Raw genomic sequence first — 25,020 nt, forward strand, 5'->3', positions numbered from 1 at the left:
AAAGATGTAATCAACCGACATTGAGATGGATAACATGAAGCAAACAGGGATGGTGCTGCAAGGAGGCGGTGCGCTAGGAGCTTACGAGTTCGGCGCCTTAAAACGTCTTTATGAAAATCCTCAATTTTCACTCGATATTGTTTCAGGAGTTTCTATAGGGGCTATTAATGCTGTAGCCCTTGTCGGATCTAAAGATGATCCCATCGCGACTCTTGAAGCAATGTGGGAAGAGTTTACGATTTTTTCATCTCCTTTTCTAAATGATAAATTGAGTTCTTATTTGGCTTTATTTGGTAATCCATCCTTTTTTTATCCACGGACTGACTATTGGAATTTAACAGATTGGACTAGTTTTTATTTCACTAAACCGTTACAACAGTTATTAGAAAAGTATATTGACTTTAAAAAAGTAAATAATACCTCTACGCGTTTAATTCTTACTGCAACAGATATTGCAACGGGTAAGGTAAAAACGTTTACAAATCAAGGTAATAATCGAACAGAAATTACTCCTTTGCATGTTTTGGCAAGCGGCAGTTTGCCTCCTGGTTTTCCTATGACCCTGATAAAAAAAACCTATTATTGGGATGGAGGGTTATTTGAAAATACACCACTCTCCCCTGTTTTAGAATGTCTGGATCCTGATCCGGCGGTAGAAAAGCAAATTATTGTCATCAATCTTTTCCCCAGCCAAGGTAAAATCCCTGCTAATATGGCTGACGTTTTTGACAGAGTTTTTGAAATTCAGTTTTCCAATAAGATCCGATTTAATAAAGAATTAACGGAAAAAATTAATGAATACATCGAAGTAATCAATGAAATTGACAAAATTATACCTTCTAATAGCCCTATCAAACAGCTACCAGGATATCAACGGCTAATCAATTACAAATACATAGAAAATATCCTTTATATTGAAAGCAAGGATCCAGAAAATGTAAGCGCACCCTTTGATTTTTCCTCTAATACAATCAAAAAAAGAATCGCTGCGGGTTATCGAGACGCAAAGAAAATTTTAATAGCCCTTAATTCGTAAACAAGTTAGTTCGAAGCACCAGCCAAAGATTGCTGCTGAATCCTGAAAACAAATAACTAAAAAGATCAGACTTAGCCATTTCAAGTTAATTCAGCCTTTTCTCTAGTTGGTTATAGAAAATACAGTCAGTAAACCTGTATAATAATCAATCTATGACTATTTAAGTTTGTTTTTTGCGCCATAACACAAGTTCTGGAGCACTAAGCCCTTTTAGAAAAATTAAATTGTTCACCTTAGTGAGGTTTATGTAATGAAAATTTCCAAATTGAGCAGGTCAAGTGTTTTACTACTCGGGTTTACTGCTTTGTTCACTATGAGTGAGTCTGCTTTCTCACAGAATCAATGTCAGGGTGGCGGAATGTCGGTCAGCTTTGACCTATCAAAAACAAACAACACACATATTGAAAATAGAAACACATACATTGTAGTGTTAGGTATTGATCCAGCCACCAAAAAACATGCTTATGTAAAGTTTAATAATGGAAACCGTGTTGGTACCCTTGTTGATATTACTAATATAAATATGAATGGAAAAGACTATGGCATTTCATTGTCCGAGTTAATTCCTAATTCAGGAGGAATGGCACAAGCCTGCATACCTCATCTTACTTCTGGCAGAATTTATATTTCTTTTGGAAATACCCTGGATATGCCTACAGACAAGGATTCCCTAACCCCAAAACAACCCGATGTAAACAACCCTCAGACAACCACAAATGGAACACTTTTTGATAAGGTCGAGTTTAATTACAGTACCAGTGGCGAAACCGTTATTAACCCGACAGGAGTAGATTTTATTGCCATCCCTTATACAATCAAACAAGCAGGCCAGGAGTATGGGCATTTTGGCGGACTTGATGGTGTCATTAAAAATATGAAAACAATCATTTGCCGTGCCGCGGGTGAAACAATAGATTCTCCTGAATGTACTCAGCGGTGGAAGCATTCGGAATGGTCCAGTCTAGTTGTTTACAATTCAGCAAATGCCTTAATGCGAGTCGATGCCCCAGGCAGATTTGGCAATCGATTTAGTGGATATTTTACCAACTATATCAATGAACTGAGTAGGTACTATTCTTCTTCTGTAAATCGTTCCATTAAAATTGATTTAAATGAATTAAATAAAGGTATTTGGTCAGGAGCTTTTGAGCCCAACAGCCAAACATTAGTTTTTTCACGTGATGGCGAGCCAGGTTCTGCAACCTTTTCTTATAATCTGGGTTTACCACAAGCCAGTAATTCAATTTTAATGGGAGCACAAGTACCATTTAATAATAAAAATGCAGTGGATGCGACTATTGCACGAGATCTGACTTCTGCCATTGTTTCAGGTATGTTAATGCGTAAAGAATCAGCTTTTATTGGTAAAGATTTCTTTGATTCACAAGGTAATCCAGTTTTCAGAAATAAACAGCAAATGCAAGAGCTGTTAAAATACTACTTCAACAATGTTGACTATTCTGTAGACTATGTTGTAAATCAATGCGGCACTACTAGAGATGCCCCCTGTGTGAATGTTTACTCCGAGGCCATGCATGCATTGAGTTTTGATAAAAATATAGATCATCCACAAAACAGCTATTTAAATTCATACGCTTTTTCCTATGATGATTTTCTAGGTATGGATGGTACAAATACACAGACAGATGCACAACCTGCAACGGTAGTGATCGGCGATATGAAAAATCGAAAAATTCCACACGTAGATCCCTAAAAGTTAGTTAATTTTAATTTCATAGAAAGCAGCCCAAAGGAAGTAGCTGAAGGTTTCTAACAGGAACCCTTTGGGTAGTAGCAAAATGGCATGAGTCATTAGATACCCACTCCTTGTAATACGCCTCTAATACCCAAGCGGAATATTGAGGCGTAAATTCCAATTTACCGAAATTGAGCAGATCAAAATCAAGGTGGGCTGCAAATATTGCGACACTCATATACAATATAGTTTCATAATCTTAATAAAATCATAGTTAAATTTACCATATTGTTTTATTTTTGTTTGATGGAAGATGCAGAAATGGTTTTCCCGAGTGCAGCCAAGCCTGATAGCCAAAAACTAGCATTCTGAAGTTCCACAGATATAATGAATAACAAATATCGTATCTATAAAAAGAACGACTACTTTAATTAAGGGAGATGCTTGAATGGCAGATAAGGACAACAAACAAAAGTTCACAACAACAGATGCTGGGATACCAATACCAAGTGATGAGTACTCTCTAACTATTGGACCAAACGGACCTATACTTCTCCATGATCATTACTTGATCGAGCAAATGGCAAACTTCAATCGTGAAAAAATCCCAGAGCGCCAACCCCATGCAAAAGGTGGTGGGGCATTCGGACATTTTGAAGTAACCGAAGATGTAAGCAAATACACCAAAGCGGCTGTTTTTCAGCCAGGAACAAAAACTGATTTAGTTCTCCGCTTCTCAACTGTTGCAGGCGAGCGAGGAAGTCCTGATACCTGGCGCGATCCCCGTGGATTCGCTGTAAAATTCTATACCAGTGAAGGTAATTTCGATATGGTTGGGAACAACACTCCTGTTTTCTTTGTGCGTGATCCAATGAAATTCCAGCATTTTATACGCTCTCAAAAACGCCGTGCCAATAACAACCTGCGTGACCATGACATGCAGTGGGATTTTTGGACTCTTTCACCTGAATCTGCCCATCAAGTGACATGGCTGATGGGTGATCGCGGGATCCCAAAAAGCTGGCGCCACATGGACGGCTTTTCAAGCCATACTTACATGTGGGTAAATACCCAGGGTGACAAGTTCTGGGTAAAGTATCACTTCAAGACCGATCAGGGAATTGAATTTCTGACTCAGCAGGAAGCTGATCGCTTGGCAGGTACAGATGGCGATTACCATACCCGAGATCTGTATGAAGCTATAGAACGAGGTGAGTTTCCGAGTTGGACACTTCACATGCAGATTATGCCGTTCAAAGAAGCTGAAACCTATCGTTTTAACCCGTTTGATCTCACAAAGGTATGGCCACACGCAGACTATCCTCTTATCAAGGTCGGCAAATTGACCCTCAACCGCAACCCCATTGATTACCACACGGAAATCGAGCAAGCTGCCTTTGAGCCTAACAATATGGTGGCAGGAACAGGGATCAGCCCGGATAAAATGCTTCTTGCAAGGGTATTCTCCTATGCTGATGCGCACCGAGCAAGATTGGGCGTGAACTACAAGCAGATACCTGTTAATAAACCCCAGTGCCCTATTCACTCCTACAGCAAAGATGGTGCAATGCGTATTGAGAATGTCTTGGATCCTGTTTATGCACCAAACTCCAAAGGAGGCCCAAAGGCAGATAGCTCGAAAAATCCTGAGGTAGCGACATGGGAAGCACATGGAGAATTCGTACACGCAGCATATACCCTCCGCAAAGATGACAATAACTTCGGCCAGGCAAATACTCTCGTACGTAAAGTAATGGATGATGAAGCACGTAACAGGCTGGTGAGCAACGTCGTTGGTCACCTCAAAAATGGTGTCACTGAACCTGTGTTAAAAAGAGCATTTGAATACTGGAAAAACATCGATCAACAAATTGGTGAACGCATTGAACAAGGTGTGAGGAAAACTGAAAATTAACAAATAACCAAAATCAGGTGCTGCCCCTCGTGTAGTACCTGGTCCATTTGAAAAGATCGCGTTAATATGCTTACACTTAACTAGCTTCAAGAAACAATCAGTGTTACATTAAAAAGCAAAATCTTTACCTATTTAGCTATGCAAAAAATCCCTGGAATCCTCGCATTTTTGAATCCCTATTTGCGACAAAATAAACGCTACCTCTGGGTTTTTTTCATTACAGTGGTTGTTGCTGGATTTGAAAGCAGCTTTCAGGCTTATTTGATGAAGTGGGTAATCGATGTGGTCAGCTATACACCCAAAGAAACGCTTTTACCTCATATCCTCCTTCCCGCATGTCTTTATGTCAGTATGGATCTATACCATAATCTTACCATGCGTGCCTATTTATACGCCGCGATGAAAATGTATCCTGCTGTTAAAGCAAAAATCGTTGATGATCTCTTCCATTACATCAGCAAACACAGCATCCATTTTTTCCAAAGTAATTTGGCTGGTGATATTGCCAGTAAAATACAGGATGTAAGTAGTGGTACGGAGCCCTTAATTCGTAATTTTTTTGAAGGATTTATAGCAAGACTGGCGACACCAGTCATTGTAACCTTTTTCTTAGCCACTATATCTTGGAGCTTTTCCCTAATCTTTATTTTTTGGACGGTGTTATTTGTTTTTATTACATTAAGGCTCTCTCAATCCGTGGGAAAATCGGCTGAACTTTTCGCTCGCAATAAAAATCAGATGAGCGGAAGATTGATTGATGTGATTAGCAATATCATTACTGCAAAAATCTTTGGCCAAACCCAGTTTGAAAAAGAACACTTGGGCCTAAGCTTGGATTCATTACAAATTTCGGAACAACACGTTCAATGGGCTTTACTCAAACTTCATTTTTTCCAAGGGCTGATGACATTCACTTTACTGACAAGTTTTATGAGCCTTCTGATTTATGGACGTATTTATGCTGATGTCACACCAGGGGATTTTGCTTTTGTTCTTACTTTACTTATCACAAGCCTAAGTCATATTTATGTACTGGGACAAACCATTGGCGACAGCATTAAAGGTATTGGCGAATTTCGGCAAGCAATGAATGTATTGATGTTGCCCCATGATGTGGTCGATCTTCCTGATGCCAAACCCTTGGCACTCACAAGAGGGGTAATCGAGATGCAGCATATAGATTTTGGATACAATCCCGAAATTCTTTTGTTTAAGGATTTTAACCTACGTATTGAATCAGAAGAAAAAGTCGGGATTGTGGGAAGTTCAGGGGCTGGGAAGTCCACCTTAATTCATTTGCTCTTGCGTCTTTTCGAACCTTTTCGGGGTGAAATAACCATCGATGGACAAAACATAGAAACGATCACCATCCACAGTTTGCGACGTGCTATTACATTAGTCCCCCAACAAGTTGACTTATTTCACCGCTCCATATTGGATAATATCCGTTACGGCTATCTGGAAGCATCTGAAGAAGAGATCTATCATGCAGCACAATTGGCTGAATGCAATGCATTTATCCAACAACTACCCCAAGGGTACCACACTCTGGTGGGTGAGCGAGGAATGAAACTCTCTGGCGGCCAAAAACAGCGCATCGCTATTGCACGAGCTTATTTAAAACCAGCCAAAATTCTGATCATGGATGAGGCTACCTCAGCGCTTGATTCGATCACCGAAAGCTATATTCAAAGCGCCTTGACGCACATCATGCAAGGTAAAACCACGATCATTGTAGCTCATCGACTTGCCACATTAAAACAAATGGATAGAATCCTGGTATTGGAGAAAGGACAACTTGTAGAACAAGGTCAATTCCAAGATTTAATCCAAAGAGATGGGCCATTTAGTTGTATGTGGAAACAACAGGCATTTATATGATTGTAAACCCAACCATAAAATCAAATTGTTCTTTACTTAGCCTAAAAATATAATTTGTTTTCTAAGAATATTATAAAGGATTTAATATTTTTTCGTTTGTTAAATCAATGAGCTAGTTTATACTAATTTGAATTAAAGTCCCCCTGGCGTAGTCCAATATAAAAATAATTATCTTTAACTAAATTGGTTTTTAACAATGAAGCATTTTTTACTTAAGTTCGGGTTATTTGGTTCAGGAATAGGTGGTTCCGTGGGATTAGGTTTGGGGGCCTATTACGGTGGTGTTCTAGGTGCTACAGCAGGTGCTGCATGTGGTCTTGCTCTTGGCCCTGCCGCTTTATTGATCACATCTATGGCAATTGGTTTAGCTTGTTTAACTGCCGCAGCTGTCGTAGCAGTACCTTGCTTTCTTGGTTATCTATTAATGAGGGAAATTCTTTTGACATGCGCTGTGGGTACCCGAGAAACCCTAAGTTGCTGTCTTGGTTAAACAAATCTGAACTGTGCGAAATGATTAAGCTTTTTTTTCTTGATAATCTCCTAAAATGACACAGATCAACCCTATAGTTAGCATGGCAAGAGAGAGCAAAACACTGGGGGTTGGTTTTTCTCCAAGTAATAGTAACGAACAAACGACACCAATAATTGGCACACCAGTTAAAGATAAAGATGTGGTAACCGCAGGAAAACGTTTGCTCATTTCAACAGCCCCCCAAAAAGCCAAACCCGTAGCAATCGTTCCAATATAAAGATTCAATAATATCGAGAACGCAGTCCAGTGGATCACTGGATGTGGTTCAAAAATAAGAGCACTTATTGCAAGGATTATTGTACCCACTAATAAGTGCCACGGCATAAGTTGCAATATGGTCGATTGTGAGGGAACAAAGCGAACATGAAGAATAGCAATCGCCCATAAAAGCGCTGATAAGAATAATGCGGCGCTGCCGATTAGCGCATCGTGATTAGACCAATTAAAGTCAAATGGATTAAAAAGTACTATGATTCCTAAAATACCAACCACTAAACCAATAGCTTTGAGTAAATTCAAACACTCGTTGAAAAATATAATCGCTATGGGAGCCACCCAAAGTGGAGTGGAATAGACTAAAATAACCGCATGCCCTACCCCATTGTAAAAAAGACCAAAATTAACCAATACGGTGAAAAGACCAACTTGCAATACACCGACAGAAAACAAATGAGGAATATCCCCGCGTTTTGGAAACGTATATTTTTTCTGGATGATAACCAATAAAAAAAGAAATAGACTGCCTATGAGCATTCGTGTAAAACCAAACCATTGGGGAGGTATAAAGTTCATCGCCAATTTCATCAAGGGCCAATTCATCCCCCAAACTAATAAAACAAAAGCTAATAATAAAATATTCATAGTTATGCTCTACGCCCCAATTCTCCTTTGAACTATCCATCTTCTTGACATAAAAGATAGAGGTCCTGGCCTATGGAGTTGATACGTTAAAAAATATTGGTTTTTGATCTCTGCATTATGAATAAAATGAGTATAACTCACTTACAATCTAATTAGATGAGAAAAATGTACTTCTGAAGAGATAAAATTTATTAAATCTTTTCAAATAAATTATTTTACTCAACTATTTCCATGCTTCTTTTGTTATAATTGACCATTTATTTTGTATGCAGGAGCATTTTATGCCTTCGAATAATGAAAAAGCCCATCAGTTAATCAAGGAAATGCGTAAAGCGCACCAGATACCAGAAAGCTCAATTGACGAACCACAAGATTTTACTGATGTAAGGAATCATGTTTCTAAAACTATTCTAGAATACTTAAAGACATTAGAAGAAAACTTAGACCAAGATGATGAAGAAACCCTTTCTCAGAAATTAGGATCACTCAGAGTTTTAAGCCTGACTATCGCTGGTTATGAACTTCTCAATGGTGGATTGAAATTGATGCATAAGATCAATGAATTCTTTACTGGGAATGACAGGGCAGATTATAAATTGTTGGCAGATTTAGGTAAGGATGTAATAGAAACAGCAAAAAACTTTAATGCACTTCTAGATAATTCATCAAAAAATTTAGGGGAGAAGGTTTGGCTCACGATGAAAGCTTATGGAAAAGCGGTACTAAGTGGCGTTTTAGGATTGCTCGAGGGTATACCCCACGGATTTAATAAAGGAGAAGGACTAATCGATACGGTAAGCAGCATGGGCCAAACTTCAGTAGCCGAAGGTTGGGCTGGTTTTTATAAACGATTTTCAGAAGAGTTAGCTAAGGCAAGCACGAATTCAATGAAAGAATCTGTGAGTACTCTGAGAAATTCCTCATCCATGAAAACTTCAATCTCTGATGAACTGGTCACAAAGCAAGAACCTTTATTTCAATAACTCTATCTGCGGTAAATTAAGTATTTACTGCTGGGTGAAATAATATTGCCTTATCTCCAGCAGCTTTTAGACATCCAACTTACTTCATCCCATTTAAGGTATAAAATTAAAACTATACCTTTAAAGGGATAAAATTGAAATTATCCACTTTAGGGTATATAATTAGAAATATCCCCAATAAGGTATCAATTTTATTCAGGAACATTTATGCTGATTCACTCTTCTCTGGAGCTGGCGTTGTTGATAAAAAATCAACGAAAAAAACTGAAATTAAGCCAGGCAGAAGTTGCTGCTTTGGTAGGTTTAAAACAAAAAACCATTTCCGCAATCGAAAATAATCCAGAAAACATGAGATTAAGCACTTTATTTCGCATATTATCCGCGCTTGGTTTGGATTTAAAAATATCAGCAAAAAGTCAGTCTAATAGAGCAACTAATCAATGGAACGATGAATGGTAAAGAAAAATCAAATTCTTTATGTCCTAATGAATGGAATTTTGGTGGGAATGCTTGAGAAAACATCTCAGGGAGGATTGAGGTTTACTTATCATCAAGACTGGTTAAATCAAACAGGAGCCCGCCCCATTTCCTTATCATTACCGCTCGTTGAACAAACCTATGCTGGCGATGTAGTATATAATTTTTTTGATAATCTGCTCCCTGATAATCAACAAATCCGCGCACGAATACAAGCACGATTTCAAATAGCAACCAGCCAACCTTTTGATCTGCTGGCGGGTATCGGCAGGGATTGTGTAGGAGCCATTCAGCTCATTACAGGTCCATTGGCTGAATTTGAGAAAAAAATTAAATATAAGCCATTAACAGAGCAAAAAATCGCTTCAATTTTACGAAATTATCAAATAAATCCCCTAGGGATGAGTCTAGAAGAAAAGGACTTCCGAATTTCTATTGCGGGGGCTCAAGAAAAAACTGCTTTTTTATATCATGAAAACCAATGGTGCGAGCCGCTTCAAGAAACGCCAACCACACATATTTTTAAATTACCCATTGGCATTATCGCTCACCAACAGATGGATTTACGAGACAGTTGTGAGAACGAATGGCTGTGCTCTCTTCTTGCAAAAAGCTATGGATTACCGGCAGCCGACTGTGAGATTCTGCATTTTGAAGAGATAAAGGTTTTATCAGTAAAACGCTTTGATCGCAGGTTATCTCGGGATAAAAGTTGGATCATGCGTTTACCTCAAGAGGACCTATGTCAAGCATTAGGCGTTTCTTACAACATCAAATATCAATCGGATGGTGGCCCTGGTATTAAAGAAATTATGCAAGTATTGCTCGGTTCAGCACACCCGCTTTTAGACCGCGATATGTTTTATCGTGCTCAGGTTTTTTTCTGGCTCATTGCTGGGATTGATGGCCATGCTAAAAATTTCAGTCTTTTTATTGAGCCTGAAGGAAAGTACAGACTAACACCTCTATACGACATCATGTCTGCATATCCGCTGATAAAGAAAAGGCAACTACAAATTCAGAAAATTAAAATGGCAATGGCCTTAAAAGGTAAAAACAATCATTATCACTGGCATACCCTCCAACGACGGCATTTTATAGACACCGCAAAAGAAACAAGTTACTCTCCAGAAAGAGCTGAAATCATCCTTAATGAAATGCTGGAACAAACAGATTCTGTTATCCAGGAAGTCTCAAAAAAACTCCCTTCCTCCTTCCCTAACAGTATTTCTGAACCTATATTCGAAGGATTACGAAAAACAAAACAAAAATTAGAACAATAACAGTTTTCAATCCTATGTATTTCGAATAAAAAATCAATCAGTTTATCATTAAAAATATTCATAATAAATAAGAAATTATAAAAAAATTATACTTTTTTGAAAAATGTCTACTATAGTTATTTTTAAATAATAAAAATAAATTAGGGGATATCATGTTACTTCGATGGGCCGGTGTAACGTTTTTGTTTTGTCTACTTAATTCTCCATGTTTTGCTGAAGAAAAAGAAATTGCGATTACCATTGATGATTTACCCTTTGTTGGTTCTGGTTCCAGCACACCCGCAAGCCTGAAAAGAACTCAAGCTCGATTTATGGCCATAGTTAATGCTCTTGTTAATAATCAAGTCCCAGCTACTGGATTCGTCATTGGTGAAGCTGTTGCGAAAAATGAATGGGATCTTTTAGAAACATTCCGTAATCAAGGCTTTGCTCTAGGTAATCACACTTATACTCATAAAAGCTTGAATAACATGAGTGCCGATAAGTACATCGCGGACATCGATCGTGCTGATACTGCCTTAGCGCCTGTACTGACAGAACCTAAATATTTTCGTTATCCCTACCTGGCCGAAGGTACTGGTCAAAAAAAACAAAAAGTGTATGACTACCTGGCCGCACATCAATACACTATTGCCCCAGTAACGATCGACAGTAAAGATTATGAGTTTAACGCACGTTTCTACAGGATACCTTATAGAAAAAGAGCTCAAAATCTACCCGCATTTAAAAAACGTTATTTGGCTTATATTTGGCAACAAACATTAAGAGCTGAGAAAAATGCTAAAGGAAAAAATGTCAAACAAATTCTATTAATCCATGCAAATCTTCTTAACAGTTTATGTTTAGAAGACATCATTGAAATGTATCGAAAAAATGGATATAGATTTATTAGCTTAGCCGATGCTTTGAAAGACAATACAGCTCAATCATTGAATAATAATACAGAAGCATTAAATAGTGTGATTCCACCACTAAAAGAGTCAGGGCAAAAGCCCTATGTAAGTAAAACAAATGCTCATCAAATTTAATTAGACAGTCTTTCCCTATATCTCACTCGCTTGCGTGCTGTGCGCGGGATCCAGAAAATCACATAAAATCAATGGATCCCCCGCGAGTAAATTATCCAGAAATCAATTTATTTTTCTCAAGGCGAGATATTGCATGTTTAGGCAGAAGAATCCAGTAATGCCCCTGATTCTTCATATGACCTGCAATTAACGTGGCTCTTTCACCACCGCCCCAAAAAACATCTCCACGAACTTTGCCACGTATTGCACCACCAGTATCTTGAGCAATCATCAAACGCTGCATAGGTTTATTTTTATCAGGATTCTTGCTATCAGGACGCGTAGTACTGAGCCAAAGAGGAGCGCCCATAGGCACCCATTGCTTATCAATAGCCAGCGAATAACCAGGTGTTAAAGCAACACCTTGTGAACCTAAGGCGACTCCATCCGACATTTTACGGAAGAAAACAAAAGATTTATTTTGATTGATCACTTTATCCATCTGTTTGGGATGTGCTTCCAAATAACGTTTTATTGCCTGCATGGACGCATTATCTTTAGTCATAACCCCTTTTTTGATCAATACCCCTGCAATCGCAGTATAAGGTTTGCCATTTTGGGCATCATAACCAACATAAAGGTTATTACCATCTTCAAGTTCAATTACTCCTGAACCTTGAATTTCCAAAAACAAACGATCTATAGGACTATTAATCCATACTAAAACGCGAGCCTTACCCTTAAGTGCACCATGATTAATTTGTTCACGAGTGTAATAAGGGACGAATTTTTTTCCTTCTACCCGACCTACAATGCCACGACTTTTAAAATCATTAAAAAACATACCTAAATCAGCAGTTATAAGATCATCTGGAGTTTCATAAAGAGGAACATGGAACTCTTTGGATTTAGTATAGCTTCCTTTAATTGAAGGCACATAATAACCTGTAAATAAGCCAGGTTTTGCACCGGTGTCAGTAAACTCTACCGGAATAAACCATTTTTCAAAAAACTGTTTTGCTTCATTTTCAGCTTCGGGAGAAATTTTTAAAGCCGCTTTACACGCCGGTTGCCAATCTTTTACTTGTAAATTAATCTGATCCGTCCCGACAATCTGATCCGGGTTTTGCTTGATAAAAGCACGGCAGGAAGTCTGAAAAGTCAGTAAAGACTTTTTTAGATCCGCTGATTTCCAACCAGGTAACCGGTCAAAATCAGCTTGCCTGAACATGGTTGATGGTTGCTTTACTGGCCAAAACCACCACACGAAACTACTCAAGGCAATTAAGGCTAAAAAAATTGTAATAGAGATTATTTTCGTTTTCATAGGCGGACAATTTTTACACGTTATGGAATGTTTTGCAACAAACAAAGGCAAAATTTAAACATTAATCTCTTGTCAAAAACTATTAATGTGTAAAAGCTGCATTTAATAATAATCTGATTTTAATGAATTTTTTTGGAACGTACAAATAAAAGAACTGCAACAAGATGCCCTACAAAAAAAATTTAGTGAATGTGTAAAACCAATTGATTTAAAGCGTTTAGATAGGCTAAAAATCCTCTTAAATCGTCATCGGAAATTTGGAAAAATATTATTTTTTTATCCATTTCTGATAACAAATCTTGTAACTGATGGCTTAATTTCAGTCCATGTGCCGCATCGTGTTCTTCAAAAGCATTCCAAATCGCTTTTTCATAAGAAGATAATTCATATCCTAATAATTGGGCTGTTTTTTCAACTTTTTCTCGATCAATAGCTAATAAAATGTGGCTTATAGTTGCTTGTATTATTACTAAAGATTCAAAACGTTTTGTCAGCTCTGTTAGCAGATTCTGTTTTTTGGTGCTTAGCGGCTCATCAGCAAGCGACTCAAGCAATCCCCGGGAAGACCAAAACAAATTTGCCAAATCATGCAGTTTTATTTGGTTTGCTGAGGATAGGAGAATTTGCTTTAAATTTTGCCCCATATAAATATAGAGTTTATTAAGGTAACGATTTAGCATAGTCCAAACATCGGAGCGCCAAATAAGATTTGCCACAATAAAACTCGCAACAATTCCAATGATTATTCCACCCAAGCGCTGTAATGGAGGCGTTAAATAAACAGGAGGTCCTCCTTCTTGGGCAAGAGAAATAATCAAAGCGATATTGGCCTGTAACCCAACATAAGAATATTGGGGTAACTTGAACATAAAATAAGAAAATCCCCAAATTGAAAAAAAGAATATTAAAATGAAATCATAGAGTGTCATTTTAATGAGAAACAAAGAAAATAAAGCGATCCCTCCCCCCCAAATACAACCAAGTAAACGATGAATGCTCACACTTTTCATTTCAAAAAGATGTTTACGAATAGAAAGCACAAGACTACTGATAATTCCATTTAAACCACCAGACCAATTACTTACCATCCAAAAACCTAAAGCCAAAATAACCGAGAGCCCTGCTTTAATGCTGCGTTTAATTACATCGATATCCGTACGAATCCGTTCCTGTGTTTTTAAGACATGATGTTTTGCTGTCATGCCATGAGGAATGCGGCTCAATAAAGACTGCATCAAAAGAAGACTTTGATTCACTTGATGTAGGAAATGGATCAATGCATAGACAAAATTACTTTTAAAAATGAATTGTTGCCTTTCAATGCCACTATGTGCATCTGGAGTCAAAAAAGAGTACATATCCCCATTCCCTTGTTTCTGTTTCACATATTTTTCCAGTTCTGCAATTGCAGGTCCCGTTTTTAATTCTTTTGGAGCATCTAAGTGATTAGAAAAAGCCATCTGTAGTTGGGTCAAATCTGATTGAATCGCATTCAATACAGGCTTCATAGATAATGATTGTACAAAGGTTAAATCATGATGCCGTGGAGAAATAAGAATCAGGTACTGTAACTGTCGTGATAAATCATAAAAAGTATCCAATAAAGCACGCACCTGATCAACTCTGGCTTTAGTCACGCCCAACTCATGAATCATTGCCCCAATAAGCTCTACAGCTTTACGTACTTTTCTTTTTATCTTTAGGGTGCTTTGTGATAACAAGTCAAAATCGGGCTTACCCTCAACCAGCATAGTAAGTAATTGATCCAATTCGATTGAAAAATCAGTAAAAATACAATGAAGTTGTACGGTAATATTATCCTTTAAATGATTGGGAAAAATAAAATAGGCGCTGATGGCTGCTACCAAAACGCCAATCCCAATCTCAACAGGTCTCCAAATAGCCACGAAAAACGCATTTTGTGGATTCATCGCAATTTGCGAAACAATTATAAAAGCACAAAGCGCCCCTAATAAATAAGCATAACCATTAGCACTGAAGCTGTAATAATATGAACCCATGCACACGATTAAAAAGCAAGAAAGCAAATAGAGTAAAAAACTGTTGGCGACCAATCCTGCAATATAGAACCCCAAAAACGCTCCCGCAAGAGTACCAATAATACGCATTGAGGCTTTATCAATGATGTTGCCAGTATATAAATTGGAAACGATAACAACACTCATAGCTGACCAAAATGGTGTTTCCAGATGAAATTTAAATGAAATCAAAACGGCAATTAATGCAGCAAGTGCTGTTCTTATGGCAGCTCTGTTTTCAACAGTTTGAGGCCAGAAAAACACTGCTCACCTGTATGTAATGGTAGTTGCACTAGCACCGATACGCAGAGGATATTCATCAGATAAATCATCGATAGAAATTCGCACTGGAAAACGTTGCGCAATACGAATCCAATCTTCGGTTGCTGGTGAATAAATCAGCGTTGAAGGAACAACATTACCTCTTTGCACCCGATTAATCCCCCACCCAATGCTGTCTACGTGTCCATGGAAAACTTTTCCTGGATACATATCAATCATAATTTTTGCCTTATCCCCAGGCTGAATCAAACGAAGTGCTGTTTCTCTATAACGAGTAACGACCCACCACTGTTTGGTTTCGATAAGTGCAAATAGTCCTTCCCCTTTTTTAATATACTGACCTATGCGTAAATTAAAATTGGTGATGTACCCATCCTCAGGTGCTACAAGGATAGTATGATTTAGAAGATAATTTGCGTTATCTAATTCGAAATGGGCTCGCGCGATCGTAAGTTGTGCTTTAGCAACATCTGCCTTGTCCTTATCAAAATTCAATTGAGCACTATTTAACTTGGACTTAGCTTGTTGTACTGCATAAACATATGGAAGAGAATCAATTTCAATAAGTTTATCTCCTTTTTTCACCCTCTGGTTGTCCTTAACATAGATTCTCGTTACCGAGCCAGAAACCAAAGCGGCCATGTTGACTAAATGAGCTGAAACATAGGCATCATTAGAGCGCGTGTCATAATAGGCCAAATAACGGTAAGCAACATATCCTGCCAACAAAAAAGCAAGCACAGCCATTTGTGGCCAATACTTAAATTTAGAAATATTTTGTAGACGCACCGAAAAGCCTCTCTATTTATCATAGCTATTACAATACAACTAGGTTTGATACAGCTCAAGATAATATTAGAGTCTGTCTACATTTCTACTATCCTGGGTCCAAACTGACCTGATTTTCTGCGATTCGATGTATATACCTCTTGTATGCTGCACCTCGATACTCGGAACTCCAGTTATTTTGGCTCAAACTCACGAAATGTAAACAGACTCTCTATTTAATAAAATTTATTTATACAGAAGGCAAATATCGCCAGCTGCTCACTCCAAGAGGAGCAGCATGTTCCGTAGCAAGACAAGGGATCGCCCTTCCCGCGCTAATAAGCCTTATTTGCAGTAGAGATGCAGGAGACCCATCTTCAAAAGAAGCAACAGTCACACGTTGATGATGCGACGCTGATTTTCGCCCTTTATAACGAACAACCAAACACGGAAACTCCCCTAAATCCTCAATATAATATTTGTATTGAGCTAAACCACTTTTTAAGGAGCATCCTTTGTATTCAAGTAAATTATGTATCACTTGATTTGCAGAGTCTGAACGCATCAGACACTCTGAATTCAATACGGGTTGTTGTTGCAGCAATCGCAATGCCACACCCTCAAGTTGATAAAAATTCTGGTGCAATACTTCTTGTTTATTTATTGTCTTGTAGTACAGTAAAACATGCTGCATCGAAGTCAAAATAAGCAAACTAATCACACTGATAATAAGTAAAGTCACTAATAAAATAAATCCTTGATTTTTTCTAATGGATCTCTTCGGCAACCCGCTCCAGAGTGGGAAGTGCGAGGAGCCACGGAGCGCAGAACCGGAGTGTACACGCCAGTACATGAGGATTCGAGCACCGTAGCGACGAAGCAATTCTCCTCTGGAATAGAGTTTCTTACTTGCTCTCTTCGGAAACTCGCTCCAGGGAGAGAAGTGCAAGGAGCCACGGCGCGCAGAACCGGAGTGTACACGCCAGTACATGAGGATTCGAGCACCGTAGCGACGAAGCAATTCTCCTCCGGAGTAGAGTTTCTTACTTGCTCTCTTCGGAAACTCGCTCCAGGGAGAGAAGTGCAAGGAGCCACGGCGCGCAGAACCGGAGTGTACACGCCAGTACATGAGGATTCGAGCACCGTAGCGACGAAGCAATTCTCCTCTGGAGTAGAGTTTCCGAAGAGAGCTACTCATGAGCCACGCACCAGAACCCTTAGCTCATACATTTTGTTCTCATCCAACCCCATGATAATTTCAAGAAATTGCTTCTCTTTTATGTGTCGATTTCGAGTATGCATGAAATGAATTAAAGGCGTTAGTTCTTCCGTCTGTACCAACTGATAATGTAACGTATCCACATAATTTATGTTTTTCTTAATAAACCATTTTTCCTCAAGATACTCACCAATATATGCTGAGGGGCCATAAGAAAAAAATAGGGGTTTGTTCAAAGTAACAAGCGAATTTTTACTTTGTTGTTCCAAGTCAAATAGTTCGTGTATTTCAGCATGTTCGCAATCAGAGATGAGTATGGGACGCTTTTTATGGAGTATCACTGGATCCTGAGTCAGTATTTTTGTTGTACCTTGAATTTTGATTATTTTTGCAAAATGTTCACTCATACGATTTACTTGAATGAATTGATTCGGTTGATTTCCAGCTTGCAGTGCATGAATTCTGTTTTGATGATTTCTGCGATCAATTACTTGCAAGTGATCAATGCCCAAACACGGAGTAAAACCTGCACGTCGAATGCTATCGCTCAGTAAATCGCTCACCCATTGTAAATCAAAACCTGTTTCTAAAATTTTTTCTGTTTCAAGGTATTGACGCTTACTACCTAAATAAAGTTGGATTAATGGAGTCATAATCGCACTTGCCAGAAAAAGACTGATTAACACTTCTGTCAGACTGATTCCTCTTTGTTTTTTCATTCACCACTTCCGATAAGATTATGTTGACGGGTTATAGAGCCTACTTGTTCAAACCATACAAGATGGAGAAGTAATTGTTGATTCTTTAACTGTATATCCAAATGATACGGAGAGGGTGTTGGTGGAAGTTTTGAAGCTTTGGCCACAAGCGTTTCTTCGATTTGATCAAGAAATTGAGAACCTTGTACCCTAAAAATTAATTGATTTAACAATTGATTACTCTGCCCTTGTTGTTGTAGTAAAGCCAGAGTCAAGGTTGTTATCAATGATAAAGATACCAATACTTCAATAAGGGAAAATCCCTTTTGCCCATTCATATTCCATTTTCCTGTGGTTGGTTTGCCACACAAAGATTAGCGCCATGGAAATAAAAATTCAAGACCTACACGACTGGACACAAACACGAATAGATCAATTAAAACCCATGGTGAACTATAAACAACCCATTGAATTGTTATTAAACTTTAATGCGTTTAAAATTGCCCAAACAATAGAAACACCCACAAATAATTAGAAACTAAAGGGGAAAAAATGATGTATGCCTATTTCACTAAAGGTATGACTGTGGGTCATGTATTAACCCGTCTTGTTTTAAGAGAAATTACAAGTATTCCCGGGGTAATCCTAGACCTTATTTTAGCTATTTTTTGGATCCCCGATTACACCTCTTACTGGAATGAAAATAGCGCTTCCATAGAATATGCAGATGGCACGCGCCACACTGGAGTAATGCGCGGTGTTTTTGGTTGGATAGGAGAAGTTTTAGGTTTTGTGATTGGTGCCCCAATTGGAGCCATTATTGGCACTGCTTTATTTTTCCCTGATTTATTGCTTCGAGGCTTTATTTTTCTTAAAAAGAAATTATATGACTCTCTTGATGAATTTGCTGTTTTTATTGGCAATACAACTTTTTTCGAATCGCTTTTCTATGAAGCCCCAAGCAGTTATTCCCAAAAGGCATGGAATCTAGGAGCTGCTACTGTAGGCATCATACTCGCTGCCATCCCCTATATTGCTGCAAAAGCGCTTGAATTTTTCTTACCTTTTTTACCCTTATCAAAACTTATTGCTGAGGTTTGTTTAACAATAGGTGGACTGGCTGGCTGGACCCTTGGGGTACTTATCTATCCGCCCCTCTATATTCTGAACAAATGCACCGATTTCATTGAATTATGTAGGAATGCAGTACTTAATGGTATTGCGCTTGTTTATGCAAAATCAGGACAGGTTCCTGTTAGCTCTGCTCAGAACCAGGAGTGTTGTGTACCTCCTAATGCGGTTCACTCAGAGGAATTTCATAAACAAGTAGCTTATTATAGCCGGACTTCATGGGCGCAACTTATCTTTGGTCCATTGAAAGGACAAGCTTCAGATAGGGCCTCGGCATTAGATAAGAATCATCTCATAGACCCGATTACATTAGAGCCTTTAGGAGTCAATGGCACACCTACTCTCATTGATTCTCACGGCCATACATTTAATGATGATAAAGGAACTGCTGCGAAAGGAATTCGATTTTGGGTACAAACACAACATACATGTCCTATTGACTATCAATATTTAACAGAAGCAGATTTGATTCCCAATCGAGCTTTTAATGACTTAGTTGCAACAACTTTAAAAAAATAATCGCATACCGGGTGTTTTTGCTCTCACCCGGTAACAAATCAAATGATTTTTAATTCAAGGAGCTCGTGACAGAAAGCTAAAGCTTGGATAATATGAGAAAAAATTTTTAGTTAGGGAAAATTTATGGCAGTGAACTTTCAACAATTACCTCATCCAGGCATACAATCATTAGTCCCTTATAAACCAGGAAAATCTATAGAAGAACTAGCGCGTGAGAAAGGGATTACCGCCAATGACATTATTAAAATGGCGAGCAATGAAAATCCTTTAGGTTGCAGCCCTTTAGCCCAGGCCGCAATAAAAGAAATATCACCCCACGTCTTAGCTACTTATCCCTCACCAATGAATCATCCTTTAATGCCAAAACTTGCGAAAAAACTCGCAATCGATATGGATCAGCTTTTTTTAAGCAATGGTTCGGATTATATATATACTATTCTACTCAATTGCTTTGCATTGCATAATGACAAACACATCATCACGCACGAGTATGCATTTAGCACCTATGCGATTCAAGCCAATACCTTGAATATTCCTGTCCGCTCCATTGAAGTCAATCCAGATTGGCATGTTAATGTGGATAAATTGATTCAAGCATGCAATTCAAAAACTGGTATTATTTTTTTAGCAAATCCGAATAATCCTACTGGTATTCTGATTAGTCAAAAAGAAATAAAACGTCTGTTAGAAAATATTCCTGAAAGCACTCTATTGGTCGTCGATGAAGCTTATTATGAATATGCAGCATCCCAATTAAGTTGTAATAGTATTGAATGGTTAGCTCACCATCCTAATTTGGTGATTACGCGAACTTTTTCAAAAATATACGGGTTAGCAGGTGTTCGTTTAGGTTATGCAATAGCTCATCCCTCAATAGTTGATCTCATGCGACGTATCCAGTTACCGTTTACAGTAAATCAAGTCGCACTGACCGCTGCTCATGCAGCCCTGGATGATAATCAATTTATTCAATTAAGCCTGCAAACCAATGCAGAAGGAATGGTGCAAATGAAAGATGGATTTAATCAATTAAATATCGATTACTTACCTTCAGCATGCAATTTCCTTACCTTTGATTGTAAAGAGGACGGTGGGTTGCTCTATAACTATTTATTAGATAAAGGGATTATTGTGCGGCCTCTGCATCCATATAAGATGAACAATTACATACGAGTAACTGTAGGAACCAAGGAACAGAATGATCGATTTCTTAATCTGCTGGGTAATTACTAAGGTCTGTTGACAATTCGCAAGATTGAGCCAAAATGGTGTGATTCTAGAGCTTCGAAAAGCTCATAAAAGCGCAGTAGACTTTTCAACAGATCCTAAAGTAAGGAAATAAAATGACCAGTGATTTAAGCAGCAAACATTGTGAATCATGTGAAGGCATAGGTGCTGCATTAAATGCAGAACAAATAAAAAATTTAATGCCCCAGTTAAATAAAAAATGGGAGGTAAGCGCGGATAACCGAATCATTAAATGCAGTTTATCTTTTAAAAATTTTTATGAAACAATGGCTTTTGTTAATGCACTTGCCTGGATTGCAAATACTGAAAATCATCACCCGGATTTAGAAATAGGTTATAACTATTGCCACGTAAGCTTTATGACCCATGCCCTCAATGGATTGAGTCATAATGATTTTATTTGTGCAGCAAAAATGGATAAATTGCTAGCGGTTTAAAAATTTAAAATGTAGCCTGAGTGAAGGCGCAAGCCGTAAACCCGGAGTTTCTTCTTCGCTTCACCCAGGCTATTAATACTTCATAACAACTTGTTCATCCCCCAAAAGATTCATCAAGAGCCCAAGTAGTTCATCACTTGGAATTACTTGCCATTGCTGCGCCAAACTCAACTGTGCCCTGGCATACTCATTACTGTATGAAAGTTGCACGGAACAACGCCCAACATGAGCTTTTAATAATGCTTGTATAGAACTTAAAATCCCCTGATTCCCAGAGTGCAACCGTAGTTCCAGGCATCGAGCAAATTTAGTACGCGCTGTGGGTACATCATAGAGATGGTTCGCGGTCATTTTTACACCGCCATTATAATCATCATGAGCCACTTCACCTTCGATAATCAGCATGTCACCAGTTGCCAAACCAGAAGCAGAAGATTCAAAAAGCTCACCAAATACAACAACATCAAGCCGCGACGTAGAATCATCCATGCCAAGAATCACAAGTTTCTTACCACGCTTCGTCACAATCTTGCGAATCCCTACTATTTGTGCACAAATAATGGCTTTTTTATGCATGGATGGATTTAATTGACTGATTGAAACGATAAAGTCACCAAACTCTCGACGATATTGATCTGCAGGATGCCCGGTTAGATAAAAGCCTAATACTTCTCGCTCACCTTCTAGACGTTGCGCCTCGGACCAGGGTTTGCATTGCACATAGTCTTGCTGGTTCGTATCGTCTTCGAGTAATGAAAATAAATCAAATTGACCACTGGATTGATTTTGATGCTCTTTTTCTGCCACCTTTAGCGCTTTTTCCAAAGATGCAGTTAATATTGCCCGTTCCACATTCCAATCATCAAAAGCGCCACTTTTAATTAGCGCTTCTAATACGCGTCGGTTTACCTTGCGCAAATCCAGTCGTTGACAGAAACTAAATAAGTCGGTGTATTTTCCGCCTGCTTCACGCTCCTCAGTAATGCAATCAATAGCAGACTCTCCCACCCCTTTTATTGCACCAAGCCCATAAATAATAGTGGCATCATCAACTACCGTAAACGGATACATCGAGTGGTTGATTGATGAAGGTAAAATCTTCAATTTCATATGAGCACATTCATCAATAAAAGTAACCACTTTATCCGTATTATCCATATCTGAGGACATAACTGCGGCCATGAATGCCGCCGGATAGTGTGCTTTAAGCCAGGCAGTTTGATAAGCTACTAATGCATATGCAGCTGAATGCGATTTATTAAAACCATAACCCGCAAATTTTTCCATCAAGTCAAAAATATGAGTTGCAACCTTTTCATCAACTCCTCGAGCAGTCGCACCCTGGGTAAAAATTTCTCGCTGTTTTGCCATTTCCTCGGGCTTTTTCTTTCCCATCGCACGACGTAACAAATCAGCAGCACCCAAAGTATAGTTTGCTAAAACCTGCGCAATTTGCATGACTTGCTCTTGGTATAAGATAACACCGTAAGTGGGTTTTAAAATTGGCTCCAAATCCGGATGGGGGTAATCAACTACTGCACGCCCATGCTTACGATCAATAAAATCATCTACCATTCCAGATTGCAAAGGACCTGGTCTGAATAAAGCCACTAAAGCGATGATGTCCTCAAAACAATCAGGCTGTAAACGGCTAATTAACTCCTTCATACCACGGGATTCCAGCTGAAATACCGCCGTTGTTTTACATGCCTTTAACAAATCAAAAGTCGCAGCATCATCTGTTGGAATCTGACTAATATCAATTACAGCCAAACCCTCAGCAGCTCGTTTTTTATTTATCGTAGCCAATGCCCAATCGATAATTGTCAGGGTACGTAATCCCAAAAAGTCAAACTTGACCAAACCCGCCGCTTCAACATCATCTTTATCAAACTGACTCACAATTTGTGTCGATCCCTCTTCACAATAAATCGCAGTAAAATCTGTTAGCTGGGATGGCGCAATCACTACTCCCCCAGCATGTTTTCCTGCATTGCGGGTAATCCCTTCCAGTTTTAATGCCAGATCAATGAGTTCTTTTACTTCCTCTTCCTCTTCATAACGACGCCTTAGTTCTTCTTCCTGTTCCAAAGCCTTACTTAATGTAATACCTATCTCAAAAGGGATTAATTTTGCTAACTTATCAACAAAGCCATATGGATGACCTAATACACGTCCCACATCGCGTACAACTGCTTTTGCAGCCATAGTACCAAAGGTAATAATTTGTGAAACGCTTTGCCTGCCATATTTTTCGGCTACATAATCAATAACCCGATCACGACCTTCCATACAAAAATCGATATCAAAATCAGGCATGGATACCCGTTCTGGGTTCAAGAAACGCTCGAAAAGTAATTCATACTCTAAAGGATCCAAGTCGGTAATTTTTAATGCATAAGCAACCAAAGATCCAGCTCCTGAACCTCGTCCTGGACCAACTGGCACACCATTTTTTTTTGCCCACTGAATGAAGTCAGCCACAATTAGGAAATAACCGGCAAAACCCATGCTATTAATCACATTGAGTTCCACCTGCAAACGTTTGTCGTACTCTTCTCGAGATGCTTGCAATTCTTCAGGCGATTTGTTTTTAAATATTTGCAGTAAGCGCTCTTCTAAACCAACTTGTGATAAGTGAGATAAATATTTTTCAACAGTAGACCCATCAGGTATAGGAAAATTAGGTAAATAATTATTACCTAAATCCAGTTTTACCGTGCATCGTTTACTGATTTCAACAGTATTTTCTATTGCAGATGGCAAATCAGAAAATAAAGCAATCATTTCATCAGCCGATCGCAAGTACTGTTCTGCGCTGTATTTTTGCACTCGTCTCGGATCAGCCAATGTATACCCTTCATGAATGCAAACCCGCGCTTCATGTGCCTCAAAATCTTCTTGATCAAGAAAACGCACATCATTGGTTGCAACTAACGGCAATTGCAGTTCATCGGCTAAAGCAATCAACTTTTCATTATAGCGGGTTTCATCAGGTCGTCCTGTCCGTTGAATTTCTAAATAAAAGCGATTGGGGAAAAGTGTTTGCCAATACATCGCTCGACTTTTAGCTAAAGCATCGTCATTGGCTAATAAAGCTCGCCCAATATCACCGAATTTTCCACCAGATAATGCGATTAGTCCTGCTGAGTACTCTTCAATCCATTGGTTTTGTACTCTTGGTTGCCCTTGATATTGCCCTTCTTGATACGCTTTGGAAATAAGACAGGTTAAATTTTTATACCCTTGAGAATTAAGGCATAAAAGAACCATAGAAGAAACGCGCTCAGGCTGCTCAGGGTCATGACAAGGTAAATCACTTCCAATAATAGGCTTGATTCCCATATCAACAGCACTTTTATAATGCTTCACAGCCGCAAACAAATTGCAATAATCAGTCACTGCAACTGCACACATCCCTCGCGACGGTAAAACCTTCATTAAAGGCTTAACACGAGTCAAGCCATCAACCAAAGAAAACTCGGTGTGAACACGTAAATGAACAAAACGTTGTTGCATAAGGAAATTAACTCATTAAGCTTAATTGATGAACTTTAACCTAAATCAAGGATTTTGCCTACCAGCATTATCGCGATAAGCCAAGAACCTGAATCACATTTTTGTATAGCGCCACCCACTAATTCTATACATCGTTGCCAGCTCGTTCGGCTCAGTCATGTA

21 protein-coding genes are annotated in these 25,020 nt (G+C 38.6%); 13 read left to right on the plus strand and 8 right to left on the minus strand.

The genetic code is table 11. The annotated features are described in order from the left end of the window. The first annotated feature begins 34 nt into the window (after positions 1–34). The 5 genes from FOLKNPGA_RS11390 to FOLKNPGA_RS11410 all read left to right on the plus strand — a co-directional run bounded on the left by FOLKNPGA_RS11390 (position 35) and on the right by FOLKNPGA_RS11410 (position 7,018). The gene (locus tag FOLKNPGA_RS11390) at positions 35–1,036 is read left to right on the plus strand and encodes a patatin-like phospholipase family protein (protein WP_182350021.1); all 1,002 of its coding nucleotides are present in this window, start codon (positions 35–37) and stop codon (positions 1,034–1,036) included. 250 nt (positions 1,037–1,286) lie between these two features. Beyond that, on the plus strand, positions 1,287–2,750 hold the full coding sequence (locus tag FOLKNPGA_RS11395; protein ID WP_182350022.1) for a beta-1,3-glucanase family protein: 1,464 nt from the start codon (positions 1,287–1,289) through the stop codon (positions 2,748–2,750). 430 nt (positions 2,751–3,180) lie between these two features. Next, the gene (locus FOLKNPGA_RS11400; RefSeq protein ID WP_182350023.1) at positions 3,181–4,647 is read left to right on the plus strand and encodes a catalase; all 1,467 of its coding nucleotides are present in this window, start codon (positions 3,181–3,183) and stop codon (positions 4,645–4,647) included. Positions 4,648–4,815: 168 nt separating this feature from the next. Then, positions 4,816–6,528 (plus strand): ABC transporter ATP-binding protein, encoded by a 1,713-nt coding sequence (locus FOLKNPGA_RS11405; protein WP_182350024.1) that lies wholly within the window; start codon positions 4,816–4,818, stop codon positions 6,526–6,528. A gap of 196 nt (positions 6,529–6,724) precedes the next feature. Further along, positions 6,725–7,018, plus strand: coding sequence for a hypothetical protein (locus FOLKNPGA_RS11410; RefSeq protein WP_182350025.1), 294 nt, complete (start codon positions 6,725–6,727; stop codon positions 7,016–7,018). Between the two features lie 24 nt (positions 7,019–7,042). On the opposite strand, the gene FOLKNPGA_RS11415 is transcribed toward FOLKNPGA_RS11410, so the two are convergent. After that, complete coding sequence (locus tag FOLKNPGA_RS11415; protein WP_182350026.1) at positions 7,043–7,921, minus strand: DMT family transporter; 879 nt, start codon at positions 7,919–7,921, stop codon at positions 7,043–7,045. Positions 7,922–8,202: 281 nt separating this feature from the next. Here FOLKNPGA_RS11415 and FOLKNPGA_RS11420 point away from each other — a divergent pair, with 281 nt between their 5' ends. The 4 genes from FOLKNPGA_RS11420 (at position 8,203) to FOLKNPGA_RS11435 (ending at position 11,692) form a co-directional block, all read left to right on the plus strand. Beyond that, positions 8,203–8,904, plus strand: a complete 702-nt coding sequence (locus tag FOLKNPGA_RS11420) for a hypothetical protein (RefSeq protein WP_182350027.1) — start codon at positions 8,203–8,205, stop codon at positions 8,902–8,904. Positions 8,905–9,111: 207 nt separating this feature from the next. After that, positions 9,112–9,363 (plus strand): helix-turn-helix domain-containing protein, encoded by a 252-nt coding sequence (locus tag FOLKNPGA_RS11425; protein WP_182350028.1) that lies wholly within the window; start codon positions 9,112–9,114, stop codon positions 9,361–9,363. Then, complete coding sequence (locus tag FOLKNPGA_RS11430) at positions 9,357–10,664, plus strand: type II toxin-antitoxin system HipA family toxin (protein WP_182350029.1); 1,308 nt, start codon at positions 9,357–9,359, stop codon at positions 10,662–10,664. Before FOLKNPGA_RS11425 ends, FOLKNPGA_RS11430 begins: the two co-directional genes overlap by 7 nt. Positions 10,665–10,816: 152 nt before the next feature. Next, complete coding sequence (locus FOLKNPGA_RS11435) at positions 10,817–11,692, plus strand: polysaccharide deacetylase family protein (protein ID WP_182350030.1); 876 nt, start codon at positions 10,817–10,819, stop codon at positions 11,690–11,692. A gap of 91 nt (positions 11,693–11,783) precedes the next feature. Here FOLKNPGA_RS11435 and FOLKNPGA_RS11440 read toward each other — a convergent pair whose 3' ends face one another. The 6 genes from FOLKNPGA_RS11440 to FOLKNPGA_RS11465 form a co-directional block, all read right to left on the minus strand. Further along, positions 11,784–12,998 carry a murein transglycosylase A gene (locus FOLKNPGA_RS11440; protein ID WP_182350031.1) on the minus strand — a complete coding sequence of 405 codons (1,215 nt, stop codon included), beginning with the start codon at positions 12,996–12,998 and terminating at the stop codon, positions 11,784–11,786. A 182-nt stretch (positions 12,999–13,180) separates the two neighbouring features. Continuing rightward, a complete protein-coding gene (locus FOLKNPGA_RS11445) occupies positions 13,181–15,301 on the minus strand; it encodes an FUSC family protein (RefSeq protein ID WP_182350032.1) in 2,121 nt (706 codons plus the stop codon). Between the two features lie 3 nt (positions 15,302–15,304). Continuing rightward, positions 15,305–16,108: an efflux RND transporter periplasmic adaptor subunit gene (locus FOLKNPGA_RS11450; RefSeq protein ID WP_232891152.1), complete on the minus strand. Its 804-nt coding sequence runs from the start codon at positions 16,106–16,108 to the stop codon at positions 15,305–15,307. Between the two features lie 229 nt (positions 16,109–16,337). Then, entirely contained in the window at positions 16,338–17,285 is a 948-nt protein-coding gene (locus FOLKNPGA_RS18990) for a hypothetical protein (protein ID WP_255465966.1), read from the minus strand. Continuing rightward, entirely contained in the window at positions 17,282–18,025 is a 744-nt protein-coding gene (locus tag FOLKNPGA_RS11460; RefSeq protein WP_182350033.1) for a PilW family protein, read from the minus strand. Before FOLKNPGA_RS11460 ends, FOLKNPGA_RS18990 begins: the two co-directional genes overlap by 4 nt. Then, positions 18,022–18,342 (minus strand): prepilin-type N-terminal cleavage/methylation domain-containing protein, encoded by a 321-nt coding sequence (locus FOLKNPGA_RS11465; protein ID WP_182350034.1) that lies wholly within the window; start codon positions 18,340–18,342, stop codon positions 18,022–18,024. The genes FOLKNPGA_RS11460 and FOLKNPGA_RS11465 overlap by 4 nt, the downstream gene beginning before the upstream one ends. 44 nt (positions 18,343–18,386) lie before the next feature. On the opposite strand from FOLKNPGA_RS11465, the gene FOLKNPGA_RS11470 reads away from it, so the two are divergent. From FOLKNPGA_RS11470 to FOLKNPGA_RS11485, 4 genes are all read left to right on the plus strand, one after another. Next, positions 18,387–18,539, plus strand: coding sequence for a hypothetical protein (locus FOLKNPGA_RS11470; RefSeq protein WP_182350035.1), 153 nt, complete (start codon positions 18,387–18,389; stop codon positions 18,537–18,539). 17 nt (positions 18,540–18,556) lie between these two features. Further along, on the plus strand, positions 18,557–19,654 hold the full coding sequence (locus tag FOLKNPGA_RS11475) for a hypothetical protein (RefSeq protein ID WP_232891156.1): 1,098 nt from the start codon (positions 18,557–18,559) through the stop codon (positions 19,652–19,654). A gap of 123 nt (positions 19,655–19,777) precedes the next feature. Continuing rightward, positions 19,778–20,887, plus strand: a complete 1,110-nt coding sequence (gene hisC, locus FOLKNPGA_RS11480) for a histidinol-phosphate transaminase (protein ID WP_182350036.1) — start codon at positions 19,778–19,780, stop codon at positions 20,885–20,887. 110 nt (positions 20,888–20,997) lie between these two features. Continuing rightward, positions 20,998–21,339: a 4a-hydroxytetrahydrobiopterin dehydratase gene (locus FOLKNPGA_RS11485; protein ID WP_182350037.1), complete on the plus strand. Its 342-nt coding sequence runs from the start codon at positions 20,998–21,000 to the stop codon at positions 21,337–21,339. A gap of 72 nt (positions 21,340–21,411) precedes the next feature. On the opposite strand, the gene dnaE is transcribed toward FOLKNPGA_RS11485, so the two are convergent. Further along, a complete protein-coding gene (gene dnaE, locus FOLKNPGA_RS11490; protein ID WP_182350038.1) occupies positions 21,412–24,858 on the minus strand; it encodes a DNA polymerase III subunit alpha in 3,447 nt (1,148 codons plus the stop codon). Positions 24,859–25,020 lie beyond the last annotated feature (162 nt).

The sequence above is a fragment of the Legionella sp. PC1000 genome, from assembly GCF_014109805.1.
Taxonomy (GTDB): Bacteria; Pseudomonadota; Gammaproteobacteria; order Legionellales; family Legionellaceae; genus Legionella; species Legionella resiliens.